Annotated in this window: 21 protein-coding genes and 1 pseudogene; 10 read left to right on the top strand and 12 right to left on the bottom strand. The window is 39.4% G+C overall.

What is annotated here, in order from left to right:
• Window positions 1-104: 104 nt before the first annotated feature.
• Complete coding sequence (locus tag BMW59_RS08020) at window positions 105-635, bottom strand: hypothetical protein (protein WP_177174238.1); 531 nt, start codon at window positions 633-635, stop codon at window positions 105-107.
• A gap of 278 nt (window positions 636-913) precedes the next feature.
• Here BMW59_RS08020 and BMW59_RS08015 point away from each other — a divergent pair, with 278 nt between their 5' ends.
• Complete coding sequence (locus tag BMW59_RS08015; RefSeq protein WP_093049948.1) at window positions 914-2,659, top strand: B12-binding domain-containing radical SAM protein; 1,746 nt, start codon at window positions 914-916, stop codon at window positions 2,657-2,659.
• 363 nt (window positions 2,660-3,022) lie between these two features.
• On the opposite strand, the gene BMW59_RS08010 is transcribed toward BMW59_RS08015, so the two are convergent.
• Together BMW59_RS08010 and BMW59_RS08005 are read right to left on the bottom strand one after the other, a co-directional pair.
• Window positions 3,023-3,613, bottom strand: coding sequence for an NAD(P)H-dependent oxidoreductase (locus BMW59_RS08010; RefSeq protein WP_093049945.1), 591 nt, complete (start codon window positions 3,611-3,613; stop codon window positions 3,023-3,025).
• A gap of 14 nt (window positions 3,614-3,627) precedes the next feature.
• Complete coding sequence (locus BMW59_RS08005) at window positions 3,628-4,065, bottom strand: FixH family protein (RefSeq protein ID WP_093049942.1); 438 nt, start codon at window positions 4,063-4,065, stop codon at window positions 3,628-3,630.
• A gap of 92 nt (window positions 4,066-4,157) precedes the next feature.
• On the opposite strand from BMW59_RS08005, the gene BMW59_RS08000 reads away from it, so the two are divergent.
• The 3 genes from BMW59_RS08000 to BMW59_RS07990 all read left to right on the top strand — a co-directional run bounded on the left by BMW59_RS08000 (window position 4,158) and on the right by BMW59_RS07990 (window position 5,915).
• The gene (locus tag BMW59_RS08000) at window positions 4,158-4,679 is read left to right on the top strand and encodes a TlpA family protein disulfide reductase (RefSeq protein WP_093049939.1); all 522 of its coding nucleotides are present in this window, start codon (window positions 4,158-4,160) and stop codon (window positions 4,677-4,679) included.
• Window positions 4,679-5,368 carry a cytochrome c biogenesis CcdA family protein gene (locus BMW59_RS07995; protein WP_093049937.1) on the top strand — a complete coding sequence of 230 codons (690 nt, stop codon included), beginning with the start codon at window positions 4,679-4,681 and terminating at the stop codon, window positions 5,366-5,368. The genes BMW59_RS08000 and BMW59_RS07995 overlap by 1 nt, the downstream gene beginning before the upstream one ends.
• A gap of 103 nt (window positions 5,369-5,471) precedes the next feature.
• Window positions 5,472-5,915, top strand: a complete 444-nt coding sequence (locus BMW59_RS07990; protein ID WP_281244244.1) for a PCYCGC motif-containing (lipo)protein — start codon at window positions 5,472-5,474, stop codon at window positions 5,913-5,915.
• Window positions 5,916-6,085: 170 nt separating this feature from the next.
• On the opposite strand, the gene BMW59_RS07980 is transcribed toward BMW59_RS07990, so the two are convergent.
• The 3 genes from BMW59_RS07980 to BMW59_RS07970 all read right to left on the bottom strand — a co-directional run bounded on the left by BMW59_RS07980 (window position 6,086) and on the right by BMW59_RS07970 (window position 8,058).
• Window positions 6,086-7,132: an EAL domain-containing protein gene (locus tag BMW59_RS07980; protein WP_093049931.1), complete on the bottom strand. Its 1,047-nt coding sequence runs from the start codon at window positions 7,130-7,132 to the stop codon at window positions 6,086-6,088.
• A gap of 185 nt (window positions 7,133-7,317) precedes the next feature.
• The gene (locus BMW59_RS21600; protein ID WP_093049929.1) at window positions 7,318-7,560 is read right to left on the bottom strand and encodes a hypothetical protein; all 243 of its coding nucleotides are present in this window, start codon (window positions 7,558-7,560) and stop codon (window positions 7,318-7,320) included.
• 24 nt (window positions 7,561-7,584) lie between these two features.
• On the bottom strand, window positions 7,585-8,058 hold the full coding sequence (locus BMW59_RS07970; protein WP_093049927.1) for a glycine/sarcosine/betaine reductase selenoprotein B family protein: 474 nt from the start codon (window positions 8,056-8,058) through the stop codon (window positions 7,585-7,587).
• Between the two features lie 138 nt (window positions 8,059-8,196).
• Here BMW59_RS07970 and BMW59_RS07965 point away from each other — a divergent pair, with 138 nt between their 5' ends.
• The gene (locus BMW59_RS07965) at window positions 8,197-8,487 is read left to right on the top strand and encodes a 4a-hydroxytetrahydrobiopterin dehydratase (protein WP_093049925.1); all 291 of its coding nucleotides are present in this window, start codon (window positions 8,197-8,199) and stop codon (window positions 8,485-8,487) included.
• Between the two features lie 234 nt (window positions 8,488-8,721).
• Window positions 8,722-9,228, top strand: coding sequence for a hypothetical protein (locus tag BMW59_RS07960; RefSeq protein ID WP_093049922.1), 507 nt, complete (start codon window positions 8,722-8,724; stop codon window positions 9,226-9,228).
• A gap of 105 nt (window positions 9,229-9,333) precedes the next feature.
• Here BMW59_RS07960 and BMW59_RS07955 read toward each other — a convergent pair whose 3' ends face one another.
• A complete protein-coding gene (locus BMW59_RS07955) occupies window positions 9,334-9,957 on the bottom strand; it encodes a pyroglutamyl-peptidase I (protein WP_093049919.1) in 624 nt (207 codons plus the stop codon).
• A 154-nt stretch (window positions 9,958-10,111) separates the two neighbouring features.
• On the opposite strand from BMW59_RS07955, the gene BMW59_RS07950 reads away from it, so the two are divergent.
• The 4 genes from BMW59_RS07950 to BMW59_RS07935 all read left to right on the top strand — a co-directional run bounded on the left by BMW59_RS07950 (window position 10,112) and on the right by BMW59_RS07935 (window position 11,803).
• On the top strand, window positions 10,112-10,324 hold the full coding sequence (locus tag BMW59_RS07950) for a DUF1659 domain-containing protein (RefSeq protein ID WP_093049916.1): 213 nt from the start codon (window positions 10,112-10,114) through the stop codon (window positions 10,322-10,324).
• Between the two features lie 36 nt (window positions 10,325-10,360).
• On the top strand, window positions 10,361-10,582 hold the full coding sequence (locus BMW59_RS07945; protein ID WP_245733003.1) for a DUF2922 domain-containing protein: 222 nt from the start codon (window positions 10,361-10,363) through the stop codon (window positions 10,580-10,582).
• 91 nt (window positions 10,583-10,673) lie between these two features.
• Complete coding sequence (locus BMW59_RS07940) at window positions 10,674-10,895, top strand: YvrJ family protein (RefSeq protein ID WP_093049910.1); 222 nt, start codon at window positions 10,674-10,676, stop codon at window positions 10,893-10,895.
• Between the two features lie 191 nt (window positions 10,896-11,086).
• The gene (locus BMW59_RS07935) at window positions 11,087-11,803 is read left to right on the top strand and encodes a Crp/Fnr family transcriptional regulator (protein ID WP_093049907.1); all 717 of its coding nucleotides are present in this window, start codon (window positions 11,087-11,089) and stop codon (window positions 11,801-11,803) included.
• Between the two features lie 43 nt (window positions 11,804-11,846).
• On the opposite strand, the gene BMW59_RS07930 is transcribed toward BMW59_RS07935, so the two are convergent.
• From BMW59_RS07930 to BMW59_RS07910, 5 genes and pseudogenes are all read right to left on the bottom strand, one after another.
• Window positions 11,847-12,452, bottom strand: a complete 606-nt coding sequence (locus BMW59_RS07930; RefSeq protein ID WP_245733002.1) for a TetR/AcrR family transcriptional regulator — start codon at window positions 12,450-12,452, stop codon at window positions 11,847-11,849.
• 282 nt (window positions 12,453-12,734) lie between these two features.
• Window positions 12,735-13,374 (bottom strand): annotated as a pseudogene (gene trhA, locus BMW59_RS07925) (PAQR family membrane homeostasis protein TrhA).
• Window positions 13,375-13,410: 36 nt separating this feature from the next.
• A complete protein-coding gene (locus BMW59_RS07920) occupies window positions 13,411-14,061 on the bottom strand; it encodes a hypothetical protein (protein WP_093049904.1) in 651 nt (216 codons plus the stop codon).
• 180 nt (window positions 14,062-14,241) lie between these two features.
• Entirely contained in the window at window positions 14,242-14,502 is a 261-nt protein-coding gene (locus tag BMW59_RS07915; protein WP_245733001.1) for an LSm family protein, read from the bottom strand.
• Window positions 14,503-14,607: 105 nt separating this feature from the next.
• Window positions 14,608-17,997, bottom strand: a complete 3,390-nt coding sequence (locus BMW59_RS07910) for an efflux RND transporter permease subunit (protein ID WP_245732999.1) — start codon at window positions 17,995-17,997, stop codon at window positions 14,608-14,610.
• Between the last annotated feature and the right edge of the window lie 15 nt (window positions 17,998-18,012).

Raw genomic sequence — 18,012 nt, 5'->3', positions numbered from 1 at the left:
AGGCTGAAATTAATACTATCATCAAAAGACATCCGGACTATAGATATTGCCCGGATGTCTTTTTAAATTGTTATTCTCTTGTCTCAGTCTCACTACTGAAGATCTTAATCAAAGTCATCGTCATGTTCTTCAGGTACATATCCTGTATGAGGCATACTTCCCTGCTGCTGTGCTGTTCCCGCATGACTGGAAGCACCTTCCATATGATGTCCGGCCATGTGATGCTGCATCATTGCATGGTCAGGCGCAGGCTGACCCATTTGTTGAGAGTGCATTTGATTGCCGTAAGGCATTTGGTGCCAGTTCATTTGCTGCCCCATTTGCTGAGGTGTCATTTGCGGGGAACCCATATGAGTGTTCATTGGCGCACCCATTTGCTGCTGCCCCATATGGTTCTGATCCATATGATGCGTTCCCATTTGCTGCTGTCCCATATGACTTGTATCCATTTGCTGCATTCCCATTTGGTGCGGCTCCATATGCTGGTAGCCCATTTGCTGTGGACCCATGTTCGGATGGCCCATTGGCATGCCCATTTGCTGCATTTGAGGCATCATACCTGCTGGAGTGTGCATGCCCATGTATCCTCCATGCATCATTTCATTGCCGGGCTGCATGTGACCTTGGAACGGCATAACTCCTGTTTGAGGCACCATTGGGTAGCCGGGCTTTTTACTGCAATTACAAGACATTTATAAACCCCTCTCTTTTTTAAAACGTTTTAAGGCTATCGCTTTTAATCACTTTTAACCGTGGTTCACTTCATATTATGATGACGGTCTTAAAACGTGACATTTCACTATGCCATTTGCCGTGCCGGCCTTTAGCCTGTAAGGTTATGCGTATACACACATGATTTTTCGAACTTAAATATGATATGATAAGCTGAGATGATTTAAACGGAGGCGTCATAATGAACATTGTTGTAACAACAATAAATGCGAAGTACATTCATACTTGTTTGGCATTAAGACTTTTAAAAGCTTACGCTGAACCTGATTTCCAAATAAATATTAAGGAATATACCCTAAAAGATCCTGACTTAAATATTGTACAGGACTTGTATACAAAAAAGCCGGACGTTATAGGATTCAGCTGTTATATATGGAATATTGAAAAAACAATTCAAATTGTTAAAATGCTTAAAAAGGTTCTTCCTGAAACATCTTTTATACTTGGCGGGCCTGAAGTATCATATGACACAGATTATTGGATGGAACGTATTCCAGAAGCTGATTACATTGTGCGGGGGGAAGGGGAAGAAACATTTAAGCACCTTCTTGAAGCTGTAAAAGATCAAAAATCAGTTAAAAATATCGGCAGCCTCGCTTACCGTGATAATGGACAAGTCGTGTTAACACCGGCCAAACCAAATCTTGATATTACTGCCATTCCTACTCCGTACCGGTTTGAAGCAGACAGAATTGAGCTTAATAAACGTATTGTTTACTTCGAAACAAGCCGCGGCTGTCCATTCCAATGCCAGTTCTGTCTTTCCTCTATCGAAGTAGGCGTACGGTACTTTGATATTAATAAAGTAAAAGAAGAGTTGCTTTACCTGATTGCGAATGGAGCAAAAATGATCAAATTCATAGACCGTACGTTTAACATTAAACGGGACTATGCCTTAGAGATATTTCAATTCCTCATTGACAATCATGGCGGCTGCCAGTTTCAATTTGAAATAACCGCAGATATAATGCGTCCCGAAGTACTTGAATTTTTAAATGAAAACGCTCCAAAAGGTATTTTCAGGTTTGAAATAGGTGTACAGTCTACTAACGATGAAACAAATTTACTGGTGAAAAGAAAACAGAACTTTTCAAAGCTTGCCCGGACTGTGAACCTTATAAAGCACGGAGGTAAAATTGACCAGCACTTAGATTTAATTGCCGGTCTTCCTGAAGAAGATTATAATTCTTTTAAAAAAACCTTTAATGACGTATTTGCATTAAGGCCTGAAGAACTTCAGCTGGGCTTTTTGAAAATGCTTCGCGGAACTGGCATGCGGGCAATGGCCAAACAGTATAATTACGTATTTATGGATCACGCTCCTTATGAAATATTAGCAAACAACATTTTAAGTTTCGATGAAGTGATCCGCATTAAACGAGTGGAAGATATATTGGAAAAGTACTGGAATGACCACCGTCTGGATCATACGGTTGACTATTTAACACACATCACTTTTAACACGCCATTTGATTTTTTCCAGGAATTTGGTGATTATTGGGACGAACACGGGTGGGGTAAAATTGGCCATCAGTTTGAAGATTTATTCGTCCGTTTAGCTTCCTTTCTTAAAAAAAGACAAGTAAAAGACTTATCTGTCATCGAAGGGTTAATGAAAATTGATTACTTCCTTCACTTTAAACAAAAGCCCAGAAAAACGTGGTGGACCCAAGGTTTGACAAAAGACGACCTAAACCTCATTCGAATAAATAACATGCATATAGATAATAAACTTGAGCCTTATCTAAATGATGTACGAACGATGTCCAAGCATGTTATTGCAGAAAAGCTGCCTTTTAATTACCAGCATTACACCTCTACAGGGGAAATAAAAAAAGAGGACGGGCTTCTTTTTGCAGTATACGAACCAAGTAAACAGAAACCGTTTTTACATTATATCCGCGCCTCCCAGGAACAAAAGATATAAAAAACCGGCAAAGGGGCTGGGACAAAAGAATAGTAATTATAAAGGCAGCCGAACAAAATTTTCGAATTTTGTTCGGCTGTTCTTTTTGAGAAAAGGAGTGATTTCAGTCCGCCAGGCGTACGCTCGCCCAGGGGCTTGTCTTCAGCTAAATTTAACTCAGCTTGGAGCTTCGTTGAATTGGATCTTCTGACTGCGCTTACTCCCTGTGGCGTCGCCGCCTTCTGTCCTTCAATCAAAAGAGCCTGAGACTATTTAATAATTGGCAAAACTAAAAGTGACCTACGTTTCAAAATGTCTGATAAAATGATTGTTCGTCTTTTACAAACTTGTCTTTAGTTTTGTCCCAGCCTCTAAATAACGTTCTTAAGTTTTTTCGGCGAGGTTTGAAATGAATTGGCGGACGGTCTTGAGCATTTCCTGTCTGTCTTTATCACTGCTCTGGATCACATCCCCAAAATGAAGAACCCCATCCAATTCAAGACCGCAAAATTTAAAAATAGACTGATCTAACAATTCAACCATATGGCCGTACATGCCTGACTCGTGAAACTCTTTTTCAGGAGCTCCCGTAGTGAAAATTAACGATACTTTTTTTCCGTTTAACTGCGGCAAAGGTGTCTCACCTTCTAACTCATAAGCGAATCCATAAGAAAAAACTCTGTCTATATATCCTTTTCCTAAAGCTGGAAATCCTCCCCACCATACAGGGAAAATAAAAATAAGGTGTTCTGCTTTTTTAATTTTCTCATGTTCCTTACTTATATCTTCAGGATATTCCCCTGATAAACTTTGTTTATATTCTTCCTTGGAAAGGTGAGGGGGAAATTTTTCATTGGCCAGCTCTTTTATTTCAACCGGATAATTTAATTTATCTAATTCTTCCCGGGCAGCTTGTAAGACCGCCCCGTTAAAACTGTCTTTAGAAGGATGCATATACACTATTAAGTAACTCATTTGCCAATCACCTCCTAATTCTGTGGAACCTCTCCTGTATCTGCGTCATAGCCTTTCATGTATTCCTCTGCCATATCTCCCTCAGCGTACAAAATAAACCGTTCAGTTGTCTCTTCATTATCGTAAGTGACTGTTACCTCGGCATACCACTCACCTTCCATCGCTAATGGAAGATCAACCGTGTATTTACCTTGCTCAACTGCCTGCATTGTCCCTTGCATAGGGTGGTTCATTCGTTCCATATTCATATAAATAGAAACATCATCCGCACTAAACGGGTCTCCGGACTCGTCTGCCAGATTAACTTGATATGTATGAAATTCCCCAGTCGCCAATGTCTGATTTTCCTCTTTAAATTCTACAGTAACTTTTTCCAGTTCCTGGGTCGAACAACCTACTATTAATACTATAAATATACTGGAAAATGTCATGAAATTGACTATATTTTTCATTCTTCTCCCCTTTCAGTTTAGATAAGATAAAACTAGTTCCATTATAATAAAATATCTGCCGAAAAAATAGTCACTGGAGGGGAGGGTCAATTATGAATAAAGTGGGCATTGCTCTTATTGTATTTATTTTGGCTGGGATGGCTTATACTACCTATTCGTTTGTTGCCGGAAATGCTGAAGGTGATATTTCCACCGTTCAGCGTATTCACGCCGATGAGCCCATTAAGCTGGATAATTATATCGGAAAAAAGAAAACAATTCTGCAATTTGTAGCTGTACCATGTGAATGCTGCAGCTATTCGATGCCTTTTATTCAACAGTTTGTCGAGGAACAGGATGAAATCGAAGTCATTACCATTGTTTTTTACGGCCGGGAAAAAGAAATTCTCGATAAATTCGAAAATGAATATAATGCCACCCATGAGTGGGGAGTCGATCTTGACCGTATCCTCGCAAATCATTATGATGTTTCTGTTTCACCCACTTATGTCTTTTTTGATGAAGAAGGAAATGAATTGGGAACGCATCCTTATATTATTGCAACTAGTGACGAACTGGGGACACGTTATGAGGAAGCATATAACTCTTACCATGGGGAAGCCGGGGATTCATAATGGATATATGGTTTGCTTTTGCGGCAGGGTTTCTCTCTTTCGCTTCCGCTTGTATATTACCTTTAATACCCAGTTACATTGCAGTTATTACAGGGATTTCTTTAACTGAGGCTGAAACCGGCAGTGCAGCAAGGTTTAAAATTATGCCAAGAACCGCTGCCTTTGTGATTGGTTTGATTATACCGTTGATTTTGATAGGGATGGGGGCGACAGCAGTAGGAAATATATTTACTCCTGCCGTTTCGGAATTCCTCTCACGTCTCCTCGGTTTTATTGTGATCCTGTTCGGTCTTCACCTGCTCGGTCTTCTGAATATCACCTTGTTCCATCGTGAAGTCCGTTTCAACCGTTTCTTCAGGGAAAGAGGAGGTCTTGTCAGTGTCCTGCTAATGGGAATGGCATTCGGTTTTGGCTGGACACCATGTATTGGCCCTATGCTCAGTTCTATTCTTATTATGGCTGCAGACTCAGAGACAGTCTGGCGGGGTGGGAGCCTGCTGCTTATTTACGGTACAGGCCTCGGAATTCCTTTTATTCTTATTGGGGCAGCAGGCAGTTCCAGTCTTACTGTGCTGAAGTTTTTCAAAAAACATTTAAGGGTTATTTCAATCATTAGCGGACTATTACTTGTCTTATTGGGAGTTTTGTTAGTTACCGGAAATATGGCATATATTACCCCCTCTGTTTAACGTTTTCATAAATTTGCCAATAAAAAAGTGAAAAAAATCACTTCCGGATTTTTTGGCAATTATTATAATTGTTTATAGAAACATAGAAAAGAGGTGGGGTTCGATGAGAGGTAATATTTTTCTGTGGGCTGTTTCAGCCATAATTTTTTCCCTCTTCCTTGCAGGATGCAGCGAAGAGAATTCTGTTTCTGCACTGCCTGATTATGTTACAGAGGCAGCGCATCCCGGGGCTCTGGAAGCTTATAAGTATGCCGTAAGCCATGGCGACTATTTAGAATACATCCCTTGCTACTGCAACTGTCAAATCGATCCTTTTTATCATGAAAATGTTAAAGACTGTTTTATTAATAACCGGGAAAGCACTGAGGAACAGATTGTGTATGATCCTCATGGTGCCGGCTGAGGGATTTGTATTGAGATTGCACTGGATGTGCAACATATGCTGGAAGATGGATATAGCTTAACAGATATTCGTGAATACGTGGATGAAAACTATTCCATATACGCTGATCCAACTGATACTCCTTACCCTCCTGAAGATATGTAAAAGCAGGGCTGAAAAGGCTGGGACAAAAGATTATTAAGCATAACAAATCCGGACAAAATTTTGTCCGGATTTTCTTTTTATAAAAGCAGTAATTTCAGTACGCCAGCTGGACGCTTGCCCAGGGGCTTGTCGACTCACTTTCCTGAAGGTAGCTTAGGAAAGTGAGTTTATTAACACGGTTTTTTTAAAGGCCGGCCGAAATAATAGCCTTGGACAAGATCTGTTACAGGCTTAACAGCTTTAAACTCCTCTTCAGATTCAATTCCTTCAGCTAGCAGCGTAATCTTCATTTCTTTTGTAATTGCTCGAAGTTTTTTTATTTTGGACATCTTTACAGGATCTTTATGGCAATTTTGGATCACCCGGCGGTCAATCTTTGCATAATCCGGTTTTAATTCTTTTAATACCTCAATTGTTGAGTATCCTGCGCCAATATCATCTAAAGCTACTTTAACCCCGGCCTTTTTATAGCAGGTAAATATAGATTTCAAATGAGACAGGTCACGGATTTTTTCACTTTCAACGACTTCAAACACGATATCCTGTGGGTTAACGTCATAATCTTCCAAAGCTTTAAAGGTACTTTTAAGACAATGTTCAGGGTTATAAATGGAGGATGGAAGAAAATTAATAAATAACTTCTTACCTTCAGGGACCATGTGGGAAGCGGTTCTTATTGCATTAATACGTGTCTGGCTGTCTAATAGAGATTGTAATCCTGAATGCCTGGCGAACATAAACAGATCACCTGGCGAAAAAGGATACAGTCTGCTGGCCGGACGGAGAAGAAACTCATACCCCGCTACTTCCTTTGTTTTAGTATTAATAACAGGTTGAATAAATGACTGATAAAGTTTTTCCTGAATAATTTTAACAAAATCCGGATTCTCAATAATTAACGATAACTGGCTAAGAGGATAGTCATTAAACGAGTGGCCCTCTACTGTCTTATGTGATAATAACCTTCCTGAAAACTGTTGCATTTGTTTATCCGTTAATTGGGACTCAACTAAAGAAATATATCTTTGGAGGTCAGTCGTTGACCCAAAACAAATCTGCAGCCAAGGGTGTGCTAAAACGCTTTTTATCCCCTTAATATCCAAATGAGCCTTAACACGCTCTGCGACATCAATCTGGTCTATATGTAACAGCAGTTTTCCTGAGTTGATTAAAAGAATTTTACCTTTGCATTGTTCACATGAATTTACAGTAACCATTTGTTCCCCTCCTTGTTTCCTGCTGTCATTTTCATCTCCTGTTAAATTTAGGTCATTTATCACAGATTATTTTACCATAAATAAAAAGACAGTCACAATAATAACTGCCTTTTTTACTAATTGAGCTTATGGAATTGGAAAAATAAAGGTATATATACCTAATAATAGCTTCTATGAAAAAATTTTCAATCTCGTTTCCACCTGAAAGGCAATTTCTTTATTCTTTCCTCACCAGGATTTTCAAGTTCAATTATCATTTCTTTTACAACCTTTTTATGCAAATCATGCCGCCCAGCCTCGCCAAACGTACGCCCGAGAGGAAAACGAATGTGCAAAGCTCTTGGAATGTTTACTTTCTCAGATAACTCCGGAAAATGGGTCAGTGATATGGAAGCGATCCCCTGCTTTTCTATTTCTTTTTGAATCAATCCGACCGATTGATGGCAAATATATCAGCCAGGTGAAAGAAGAACCACATCTGCTTTTTCTTCTTTCAGTTTTTTTAAAATCACCGGCACACTTTCATTCATTAATTTGTCCACACGGGGAATGTATCCCATCATTCCAAAAAAGGTTGGAGTAAGTCCGCCTATATGTCCCTCTTCGGTTAAGGCGTGTAACGCAGCTGAAGGATATACACAGTTAATGTCCTGATCGGCCGACGCTGTATCATAGTGTGTATGGGTGACCATTAATTGTTCTTCCCTGCTGTCAGAAGGAAGCATTCTGACTCCCCAGTCGCCCCCATCCACGTCAAAAGGAGGCTGATCTTTTAAATGGACTCCTGCAGTCGTCAAAAAGGAGACTCTCCACTCTTTAGCAGGTTTATTCAAAACAGCAAGCTTTTCAATTTTTTCTTTTCCATGCTTTTCAATTGAACTGGCTGCCATTTTTTTGAAATACCATTCCTTTATTGAATTAATCATACACTCACCTCTCTTAGTTTTCTTCCCATTATAGCATTTGAAAACAATAGATTAATTCTTTAATTTTTTGACAGGATTTGATATGATATCCCCAAGTAAATCGCAAGAATATTCAATTAATAGGAGGGAATGCGTTAAATGATCTTAACAAATGAGGAAGTACAGGCCAATTTGAAAGATTCACAAGGCTGGGAGATGGAAGGAAACAAGTGGATCCGCAAACAGTTTATCCTGCCTACATTTCCGAAAGCCATCCAGTTTGTAAACGAACTGGCTGACCTTGCCGAAGCACGCCAGCATCACCCCTATATTATCGTCGACCATAAACAGCTTACAGTGAAATTAAGCACTCTTGATGAAGGGGGTTTAACTCAGAAAGACTTTGAATCCGCTCATGCTTATGATAAAACCTACCAACGATATACTTAAATAAACCGTTTTTCGGGTAAATAATGGCTGTAAGCCTCCGCCCGAAGTGAACGGCAGAATTCATTACATTTATGATAACGATATTGTTCGGGGCTGAAGCATTGCCCAGCAGTAAAGAATGTGGAGCTAAAGTATAAATAAGACACGACCTTTTTACCTTGGGTCGTGCCTTTTTTGTTTCTCGTTCAGGCTGTGGTAAAATGGAAATATCACTTAATCCTCGGAGGAAACGTTATGCAATGGATCTATTTATTAACAGGTACAATAATGGGTGTTATTTCCGTTTACCACCTTTTTACTCATAAACACCGCAAGTCGACACAGGACTATGTCATCTACCGGCTGAATGACCGGAAAAAGATTCCGACAGATTCTAAAGCGTATAAAAGGTCGATCATGGCAGCTTATGGCGTACTTTTTTTGAGCGTTTTTCTTTTTGTTGAAATCTTCAATAATTTTTTCAACGCCACTATTCTCTTTTTTATCATTTTCATTTTAGGAACCTATGTATTGGTTACCCTCGATCGAATTTTTGAAATCCAGGGAGAAGCACTGATATTCGCCGGTTATCATGCCAGATGGGGTAAAATCAGATCAGTTCAATGGGGAAAAAAGAAAAAAAACAAATCCCAGCTTATTATGGAACTTGGCAAAGGCCAGAAGATTAAAACTTATATACGTAATGACGAAGCAGATGAGTTAGAAAATGTTCTATCAAATTACGTTTATTTCGAAAAATAATAAAAGGAGCTGGCTTAAAAGTAAAAACTTTTGAGCACAGCCCTTTTTTTCTACCTATAACTGGAAATTAATGTAACGCATTTTCCAGTCTATATTTTTAAAAAGTTAATTAATTTCTTTCAGTTTACTGATTACTATTTTTAAAGCTTTTTCCTGGGTGACGATATCCATACTCGGAAGATGTGGCTGAGAAGCAGCCATATCAGGAGTGGCGGGCACATGTATAAAACCGCCTTTAGCAAGGCTGCCTGTTTTATGGATTTCATACATGAGAGAGTATAATGTAGTATTACATATATAGGTCCCGGCACTGTTAGATATCTTTGCTGGTATCCCTTTTTCCCTCAGAGCACTTAATAAGTCTCTTATTGGCAGAGTAGCAAACAATCCGTCAGGCCCCTCCGGTATAACAGGCCTGTCTACAGGCTTGTCGCCCGAATTATCCCCTCTGTCCCCTTCGCCTGCCGAGTCCTGTATATTTATTCCTGTTCTTTCGAGATCAATACTTGACCGTCCGACTGCCACCCCAAGACATAAAACAACATCCGGGTTGAATTCTTCCATTTGTTTCAACAGCGGCGGCATACACTCTTGATAGACGACAGGAAGAGTAATTGTTTGTATGTCAATACCTTCTAAATTGTATGTCTTTGCCCTCTGCAAAAGTTCCATCGTAGGATTAGTTGTTAAGCCCCCGAAAGGTTCAAAGCCGCTGATTAAAATGCGCATTCCCTAATTGCCTCCTTTTATTCTCATATCCTTCTATCATTCATCTTTTTCATCTTATCAGAATTAAAAGGATTTCAGTAAAAAATATATTAGCTGTCCCTCCTCCTTTTTGGCACACATCTTGTACTTATTAGACGAAAGGAGGTGATCAGACATGAATGAAGCGGTTTTCACAAGACTCTCATTAACGTTCCTGACAGGTGTGGATGAAAAGGGAAATGAAGTTTATCAGTCCAGGCACTTCCGGAATGTTAAACCCGGTGCTAGTAATGAAGCTCTTTTTACAACAGCACAATCGCTCGCTTCACTACAGCCATATGATCTTGATAAAGTGGAGCGAAACAACACGTATGAGCTTTATGAGTAAGTTTAAAATTAAATGTTAATATACGGGGGTGAAGAAGTGTCTAAGCGATTAGAATTACTTTTCAGCAACGAAGATGGCGCCAGTGTGACGATTGGAATTGATGAGCCTGCCGAACCTGTTAATCCGTCTGCAGTGGCAGAGGTTATGGACGTCATAATTGCCCAGAACGTATTCGTATCTTCAAAAGGCGACCTAATCAAAAAAAGAGGTGCCAGACTTGTTGAACGAACTGTAGACATACTTGATATTGAGGTTTAATCAGTATCCGTAACGATGATAGGTTTCAGGGCAACTTGCAGATTATTCTACAAGTTGCCTTTTTTATTCATCACGGGAAGGAGAGAAAATGATGGAAATATGGTTAAGTGCTGCCGGTGAATACGGTTTTCCTATTGTTATCACCTTTTATTTACTTTACCGGATCGAAAAGAAACTGGATAACGTGAACCAGTCTGTTCTTCAGCTGCAACAGGTTTGCCCTGTCCGCTCCGGAAAGAAAAAAAGCCAAGTAAAAGGAAAGCCTTTAAACAGCCGGCAAACTTTAGATACCCTGGTTGAGGAACATTCCTGAAGCCTATTAAAAGCTGTCTGTCTATGTCAACTGTCAGGCAGCTTTAATATATATTTAAAGTAAAAATGTAATAAAATGTTCTTTATTGAACTCTTCAGTCCTTGTTTCCGTATGCTACGATTGGTACAAATGCTGTAAGCCAGTATTTAAACCGGGGAGCAAAATGAGTTTTTTGAGGGAGTGGATAGTTAATGAGTCAAGAAGCGAAAGTCCAGACGCTTCCAACTTTTTATGAACTGGTATCTAAGGAAACAAAGCAGTTATTATATGAAACAGGGTCAGAAATTTCTGTGGCGAAAGGCAGCTTATTACTTCGGGAAGGTGAATTACCTGATTATATTTACTTTATTAATAAAGGGCAAGTCAGACTGACCAAAACCTCATCTGAAGGAAAGGTCTTCTTCCTGCAAAATAAAAAACAAAATGATTTAATTGGCGAATTAAGTTTATTTAACCACCTCAACTGTCAATTTAACGCAGAGGTGACACAGGACGCCGAGTTATTACGTTTTAAACGGGATGAATTAGAGAAACTGATGATTAATAAACAGGAATTATCTGTTGCTTATATGCAATGGCTTTCATCTCAGAATCATATAATGATGGCGCAATTCAGGGATCTCGTTTTTTGCGGAAAACAAGGTGCCGTTTTCTCCATTTTAATCAAACTATCTAATGAGTACGGAATAGAAGTAAAACAGGGTATCCTTATTAACAGGAAGATAACAAACCAGGAGCTTGCCAACTATGTAGGGGCTACGAGGGAAAGTATCAACCGGATCTTGAAAAGGCTGATCAAACAAAATATTCTTTCAGTAAATACTAAATATATCACTATCCATAATATAGATTTTTTAAAAAACCACTTACGCTGCCACAATTGTCCCTTTGAGGAATGTACAGTTTAACCAGCAAAAAAACTTTCTCATGCGCATACGCTGAGAAAGTTTTTTAATTAAACGGTGTAAGCCCTCTGACAAACAGATCGACACTATCTTCAATAAAAGTCTGTAATGGAATTTGCGCTACTTTCTTCCCGCCTAACTGGAAGGACATAAAATATCCGAGGTTCATCCATAAAAAATTCATTGCCTGGGCTTCAGCATCTGTTTCAATCATCTTCCCTCTTTTTTGCATTTCTTCAAAATAATCGACTAAATAATTTTTCAGACGCTTAGGATTTTCCGATATTTTTTCTCCGATAAATGGATGGGTATGCCTTTCCTGAAATGACAAAAGTACCATTTTATAATTATGCTGATTATATTTATGGTACGTTTCGCTTACCCTTTTTAAATCTTTTTTCAAGTCATATTCCACGTGGTCATATAAGATGGTTTTCATATCTATTAAATAAGAGTATACTTCAACGGCTTTTTCTAAAATATTTTGTTTGGTTCCAAAATGCCTGAACAGGGTCATTTCACTGAAGCCTGATTGAGCAGCAATTTCTTTAGTTGTCACTGCCTTAAATCCTTTTTTCTCCATAAGATCAATAGCGGTTTCCAAAATAATTTCTTCAGTGGACATCCCTTGCTTATCTTTAACCTCAATCATATCTCTCACCACCTGTCCTTAATAACTGTTCAATCGATCACAATGTGTTAGTAATAACTAACAACTTACTTTCATTATAAAGGCTTACATTGAAAAGAATCTGTGAATTACTTTACAATATTTTATCAGTAAGTTGACAACTTAGTGACAGTTGTATTGTTAGTAAGTTAAGTATGCCCGCAAAAAAACTCCTTAATGAATTATTGTCAGTAATTCATCAAGGAGTGTGTAAACAGAATTTAAATTAGTCACTTACGTATAATGGAGACAGGCGCTACCTTGCTAAAGCAAATAGACGAGTATTGAAAAGAAGTGAGCTGCACTGGCCAAAAGGACAAACAGATGCCAAACAGCGTGATGATAATAGAATTTACGCCAAATATAAAAAATGGTCCCTACCGTATATAAAACTCCTCCAGTAATAAGAAGCACCAATCCGCCAACAGGAATAGCAGCTGCTATTGGTTCAAGTACAAAAACAACCATCCAGCCCATTAGAAGATAAACCAGAGTAGAAATTATTATAAACCGCTTCACAAAGAAAGCTTTAAAAATAATCCCTCCTACAGCCAGTCCCCATACGAGCGAGAGCAGAACCCAACCTTTTGCCCCTTCTACAACAATGACCATAATGGGTGTATAGGTGCCTGCTATAAACAGATAGATCGCTGAATGATCCAGAATTTCAAATATATTTTTAGCTTTGCCTTCCGGAAAACTGTGTACAAGTGTTGAACAAATATACATCAGCAATAAAGTTACACCATAAATCGTAAAACTGATAACATGGGCAGGACCCCCGTATATACTTGAGTATACAATTAGTAATACTAAAGCCGCGATACTCAGCAGGACACCAACCCCCATGGGTGATGGCATTTGCCAGTTCTTCTTTTTTTGTAAAAGTGTGAGTACTGCCCATTTTTAACTCCTTTTTTATGAAGAGATTGAACGGTCTTTACTGGATATACCTGATTGATGAAAGTTTCCACCCATCTTCATCCGTATAGACAAGTTCTATAGCTCCCTCAAAAAGAAAACTGTCATCAGTATGAGTATAAAACTCATATTCGGTAACAAAAGTTTCTTGCGACATATCCAGAGAAAAAGAACGTTGACGTATATATACCATATTATTAAGCTGCATATAATGGAACGTCCTTATATTGTCCTCTTCATCGGTTACTTCCAAAACGTCATTTTCTTCCTGTACGGAAATATTTGAAGCAGTTAACCGTTCCAATTCAGTATGATTTCTCTCATGCATATATTGAAACAGTTCCCGGGCGCTCTGGTCAAGTTCGTTCCTTAATTCCAATTCCTGCTGGTGCTCTTCATCTGATTCAATAGCCTGTTGTTTATAGGTAAGCACATCATCTTTCAATTGTTTGTTTTCTTCTTCTAAATCCTTAATTCTCTCATTGTACTGATCTTTTTCGTCCAGCTCTTTTTCAAGCTGTTCCACAAGTTTTTTGTTTGTAGCTATCAGGGTTTCCATATCCTCTGTCTCCTGGAAACCTTCCTGATCATTAGATGACTCATTATCATTATTAGTGCACGCAGAAATGATAAGGAGAAAACTGATTATTAACAGCATTTTGCTTTTCATTTTCTTTCCCCTCGATCTTCTGTATTTTATTACTAAAGTCTTTATGTGACTATAGTTGGTAACTCTTTTAGTTTATCATTATCTTCCATTGAATGAAAAGATCTTTTAAAACCAGAAAACCAACTCCATTCGACATGGAGTTGGTCTCTGCCGCAAGTCTCTTATTATAATCCCTTTTCTTTACCAGACGAATGCCGCTCCTAAAAAAAATCCTCCGATCGCCGCTAAAGCAACCGGCACTACAGGATAATAATACCCTGGATAAGGCCTGTAATAGCCATACCCGAAACCGCCAAATCCTCTATCCTGCTCTAAATAGACATATTTACTATCTACATTAACAATTCTGCCCCGATATTCCTTTCCTGCAACATCCGTTATACGGACTTTTCTTCCTTTATAACGACAGCACATACCATAGTAATAGCTTACCTGACTCACAGCATCACCTCCTCTATCTGTACATGATTAGTGTATTGCTTCAACACGTTTTTTGGTTGGACACAAGCCCTTCATAACAAAAAAAGAGAAGGGAGGCCCCTTCTCTTAAAAATTGTTATCCTTATTGTTTCTGTTTTTATCCACTATTTTTTCCAGTATATCGAGTAAATCATCCCTTGTCATTTGAGATGAACGGTGCCGGTCTTTTCTCGATGGAAGGTTCAGAGGGTCTTCGTTTTCAGATTCAGACAAGTCTTTATAAAAAGTACTGTCCGTTTCATCATTTAATGTTTCTTTGTCCTCCACCTCTTCATCATACTGGCTGTAAGGCTCCTCATCAGCTTCTTTATAAAAATCAGAAAAATCCGGTTCCTGTTCGACAGATGACTGATTTTCTTCGAGCTGGTAATGCCGTCTCTCTTTACCTTGGTCGTCAGTATATTTGTCATCAAGTAAATAAGCTGGAATCAATTTGCCGTCCGGCATCATATATTTCTTATTTAAATACCTCGTGTCTTTATCAAAAAAGCTGTAGATAACCGGGATTAACACAAGTGTCAGAAATGTCGCGCTGACCATCCCGCTGATTACTGTAATGGCTAAAGGCTGCTGTATCTCAGTTCCTTCACCAAATCCTAAAGCTAAAGGTATAAGCGCCAAAATTGTAGTGGAAGCCGTCATTAAAATTGGCCTTGCCCTGTCTTTTACTCCCTCTACAATGGCTTCATAGCTTCTGTACCCTGCTTCTTTACGCTGATTAATGTAATCAACAAGCACAATCGAGTTATTGACCACAATACCTACTAAAACAATAATCCCTATAAAGCCGGTGACGCTGACCGGTGTCTGGGTAACCGTTAATCCAATAGCTACTCCGATAACTACGAGCGGCACTGTAAACATAATGACAAACGGGTATTTAAGCGACTCAAACTGGGCTGCTAAAACGAGATAAACGAAGACTATTGCCAGAATCAGGGCCAGTGTCAGATCACTGATTGCGTCTTCCAGCAGCTGCTGGTCACCTGTGTAGGAAATACTTGTTTCACTTGGCAGACCGTAATCGTCAATCGTGTCCTGAACAAGCTCGTTTATCTCACTTAAATTGTAGTCAGACCCGAACGAGAGCGAAAATTGTACAGACTCTTCCTGGTTAACCCTGTTAATCGTTTCTGGACTTTCTCCTTCCTCAATATCCGCCAGGTAAGCTAACTGGACGAAATCTCCTTCTGGATTTTGCAGTAATAATTCTTCAAGGGCTTCGAGCTCTCCGGTAAATTCTTCATCGTAACGAACATGAACTTCAAGTACATCATTTTCATCAGTTACAATTTGAGTGGCAAATACACCTCTTGTTTTATTATCAACTGTTTCTGCAATTTGTGCAGGAGTAAATCCTTCTTCGCGGGCTGCCTCATCATCGATTAAAATTTGAAGCTCCGGAACTGTTTCTTCCAGTGTATTCGTTACTTCAGTAAACTCATTCATATCTTCAAATTCTTCCTGTAAGTCTTGAGCTGTCTCTTCCAGACGGACAGGATTTGAATCGTTTAAATCAAAACTGAACGTATTAGGATCGCTGCCGAAAGAAGCATCCATAGAGATGGAAATGTCAGCATCTGGTGCTGCTCTTTCAATATCCCGCCGAATATCTTCAGAGAAGTCCATCGTTGAAATATCCCTTTCTGAGACAGGAACCATAGTCACATAAATGACAGCTTCATGGCTCGTACCATTTCCGCCTGTCGGCCCCTGGTCACCGCTTGAGCCTGTTACGGAAGTATAATGTTGAATGTTGTTATAGTCATCCAGTATGTCTTCTATTTCCTGGACATCTTCATAGGTCACATCTAACGGCGTGCCAGGCTCATTTTCTACATCAATTTGGAAAAAGCTTTCATCAGTCGCAGGTAAAAACTCCGTACCCACTGTTGTGACCCCAAAACCGCCTGCTAAAAGAAGCAGTAAAGTAACAAAAAAGACTACAAACCGGTTTTTCAGAGACCATCTTGCCGACCTGTCAAAGAATGAAATAAACTTTGAATTCTGGCGTTTCTGTTCAATATTTTCTTTAGGTGCTTTCAGCCACCGGCTGGCGAGCATTGGAACGACAGTTAATGCGACAGCCAATGAAGCAAGTAAACTGAACGACACAGTCAACGCAAACTCCCTGAAAAGATTTCCTACAATACCTGAAATAAATACGACTGGCAAAAACACTGAGATAGTAGTTAGAGTTGATGCCGTTATAGCTGTTGCTACTTCTTTTGTTCCGTCCAGAGCCGCCTGTTTAGGCTCTTTTTTCAATGAAAGATGCCTGTAAATGTTCTCAATCACTACAATCGAGTTATCAACCAGCATCCCTATCCCAAGCGCCAGTCCGCCTAAGGTCATAATGTTTAATGAAAAGTTAGTAAAAAATAAAAGTACAAACGTTACAATAACGGAAAACGGTATAGCGATTCCTATTAATAAAGGTGTCTTAAAACTTCTCAAAAAGGCGAAGAGAACCAGCATGGCGATGATTCCACCAGCGACAAGCGCCAAGGCAACATTAGCCACTGCATCATCGATATATTCCCCCTGATTGAAAAGCACAGCCGAGTCTATGTCGCTGTATTGATCCTCAGCGAGTAAATCGTCAAGTTCATTTATGAAGGCTCTGGAAACCTGAGCTGTATTCGCATCTGACTGCTGCTGGACACTCATTAAAATACTTTCATCCTGATTAGTCCGAGTAATAACATCTGAAGGCTCCGGTCCTAATTCAACGTCAGCCACATCTGCTACTGTTACATCGTCTTCGGTTTCAGGGTCTACAGTCAGGACGATATTCTCAATATCTTCAACGCCCCCCATTTCAAACAATACACGCGTAGTAAGGTCCATATCACCGTCGCTGACAATGCCTCCCGGTGCAGTTATATTATGCGCCTGTAATGCTTGAACAACATCTGACTGATCCAGGCCGTTTTCCTCAAGTAAATCCTGATCTAAGGACACCTCTATTTCTTCTACAGCGTCACCTAGTAAATCAATAGTTGCCACTCCGTCAACCCGCAAAAGGTCTGTTTCCATTTCCTGCACTAAACCATCTAAATCCACATCTTCATCTCCAGATGAAAGAGATAACTGAATAATTGGAAACTGTGAAGGATCAAACTTAAAAAATTGAGGCTGATTCGCGCCAGATGGTAAAGGAGCCTGATTCATCCTGCTTATAATATCGTTTTCCACATCATCAATGGATGTCGTCCAGGAAAATTCAAGAATGGTTAAAGAAGAACCTTCCATTGAAATTGAACTGATATTATTTAAGCCCGAAACAGTTGAAAGACTGTTTTCCATAGGTCTCGAAACCTGGTCAACAACTTCCTGGGGGCTTGCATCATCATAACTGGTAACAACAGCCGCAATAGGCGCCTCAATATCAGGAATAAGCTTCAATGGTATATTTGTCAGTGACACCGCCCCTAACAATAGAAATAATGCCATGGTTACAAGTGTAAA

It is taken from the genome of Salipaludibacillus aurantiacus (assembly GCF_900111295.1).
Classification (GTDB): Bacteria; Bacillota; Bacilli; order Bacillales; family Salisediminibacteriaceae; genus Salipaludibacillus; species Salipaludibacillus aurantiacus.
Note: the sequence above shows the minus strand (reverse complement) of the source record. Positions and strands in the feature narration are given on the sequence as shown.